Origin of the sequence: Mesorhizobium sp. M7A.F.Ca.US.006.04.2.1 (genome assembly GCF_004022915.1) — a bacterium.
GTDB lineage: Bacteria > Pseudomonadota > Alphaproteobacteria > Rhizobiales > Rhizobiaceae > Mesorhizobium > Mesorhizobium ciceri.
This window is the reverse complement of the sequence record NZ_RZQA01000996.1, coordinates 1-2,067: the sequence shown is the minus strand read 5'-3', so window position 1 is coordinate 2,067 and position 2,067 is coordinate 1. Positions and strand designations below refer to the sequence as shown.

The following is a 2,067-nucleotide window of genomic DNA, read 5'->3' as shown; positions in this document are numbered from 1 at the left end:
CTCTTGCCCTGGTCGGTCGCCATGCCGAGCGTGGTGTAGCGCTTGAGATGCTCGACCGAGACAAAGCCTTCCCGGTGAGCCAGCCGCACATCCTCGGCCGTGACGTCGTGCTGGAAATCGACAAAGCTCTTGCCCTTGGCCCTGATCTCGAACACCGGGGCGGGGTCGGGATCGCCAGGCACTGCTTCGACGGTCGGCAGCATGGACGGTGTGCTCTGCCCGCCTGCGGCGGCGAGGCCGGCGGCGCGGCCTTCGGCGATGGCTTCGGCCGTCGAGAAGCTTCCGGTGAAGGCGCCTGCGCCGATCCAGCTCTGTGTCGGCTTTGGCGGCAGGAAAGCTTGCCGCGCGGCGTTCCATTCCGCCTTGGCGCCGGCCTGGCTGGCCAGATGGATGGTCGGCGACCAGCCGCCGGACATCAGCAGGCAATCGGCATGGATACTGCGTGCATCACCGATGAGTGCCCCATTGGCCATGTCGAAGCGCTGCAGCTTGAGGCCGGACAGCGCCTTGCCGCCTTCGGTGGCGACGACGGCATGGCCGGCAAAGATCTCTGCCTCGGCTTCCGCGGCCAACTTGCGCATCTCCGGCGAAAGTTCCGGCCTGACATCGGCGATGGCGACGACCGCAGCACCGGCCTTCTTCAAGGCGACAGCCGCCCGATAGGCGCTGTCATTGTTGGTGAACAACGCGATCCGCTCGCCCGGCAGCACGCCGAATTCGTTGGCATAGCGTTCGGCTGCATGCGCCAGCATCACGCCTGGCCGGTCATTGCCGGGGAAGATGAGCGGCCGCTCGAACGCACCAGTGGCCAGGACCACGGATTTGGCGCGGATCGCCCAATAGCGATGGCGCGGCTCGCCCTTGCCGGGGTGCTCCTTGTGGTCGCTGACCCGTTCGAGCGCCGCAAGCGTGTTGTTGTCGTAGTAACCCCACACCGTGGTGCGCGGCAGAAGCCGGACATTGTCGCGGCCTGCGAGCTGGGCGACGGTGCGCCGCGCCCAATCGGCGGCAGGCGCGCCATCGATCGTTTCCTCGGACCAGTTGGCCGAACCGCCGAAATGCGGCTCGAGATCGGCCAGCATGACGCGCGCACCCTGATCGGCGGCGGCCTTGGTGGCCATCAGGCCGGCAGGGCCGGAGCCGACGACCAGCACGTCGCAAAAGGCGTTCATGCGTTCGTAGCGGGCCGGGTCTTTCGCCGATCCGGCACTGCCGAGACCGGCTGCGCGGCGGATGAAGTGTTCGCAGAACATCCAGAAACGCGTGCCCTTGAGCGGGCCGAACACCGGTCCCATGAAGGTCTTGTAGTAGAACCCGGCCGACAGGATCTTGCCGCCGAGCTGGTTGACGGCGTTGATGTCCCAGGCAAGCGAGGGAAAGCGGTTCTGGCTGATGGCAACCAGCCCGTCATGGATCTCGACCATGGTCGCTGGAATGTTGGGCTCGCGAACCTCGCCCTTCAGCACCGTCACCAGCGCGTTGGGTTCCTCGACGCCTGCGGTGAGCAGGCCGCGTGGGCGGTGGTATTTGAACGAACGCCCGTACAACGTGACGCCCTTGGCCAGCAGGGCTGACGCCAGCGTGTCGCCGGCATGGCCAGTGTAGGCCGTGCCATCGAAGGTGAAGCGGATGGTTTTCAGCCGGTCGATGCGGCCGCCGGTGTCGGCACGGCGCGGGCTCATGCCTTGTCCTCCGCCTTGCGGCGCGCGGCCGGCCCATGATCGCCGCGCGCAAAGGCAACGCTGGAAATCTCATGCGTCAGCGTGTTGCGCACGACCTTGAGATGCGCGCGGCAGCCGCCGGAATGTTGCCAGACCTCATTGTGGTCGCCGGCCGGATTCAGCCGGTCATAGACATAGGCGTTCCACGCCTCGAAATTCTGCGAGGCGGGGTCGGGACGCTCACGATTGCCGTCACCCTGATAGGTGAACTCGATGACGTCGCGCGGGCCGCAATAGGGGCAAGTGATCAACATTGGACTCTACCTATTGCCTAATGCAGCCGCGGGTTTGCACCCTGGACCTTGTCGTCGATTACCAGCCCGCGGTGGAAGCTGTCGAGCGTGAA

At 66.0% G+C, this 2,067-nt stretch carries 2 protein-coding genes; both read right to left on the bottom strand.

Going from position 1 to position 2,067, the window contains the following annotated elements; translation table 11 throughout:
- A partial coding sequence (locus tag EN925_RS33335; protein ID WP_128337250.1) for a 2Fe-2S iron-sulfur cluster-binding protein occupies positions 1 to 1,682 on the bottom strand: 1,682 nt, incomplete at its 3' end.
- Complete coding sequence (locus EN925_RS33330; RefSeq protein ID WP_127368927.1) at positions 1,679 to 1,975, bottom strand: sarcosine oxidase subunit delta; 297 nt, start codon at positions 1,973 to 1,975, stop codon at positions 1,679 to 1,681. The genes EN925_RS33330 and EN925_RS33335, both read right to left, overlap by 4 nt.
- Between the last annotated feature and the right edge of the window lie 92 nt (positions 1,976 to 2,067).

Excerpts from the sequence above, each read along its gene's own strand:
- EN925_RS33330 (WP_127368927.1), bottom strand. The coding sequence starts at position 1,975 with ATGTTGATCACTTGCCCCTATTGCGGCCCGCGCGACGTCATCGAGTTC.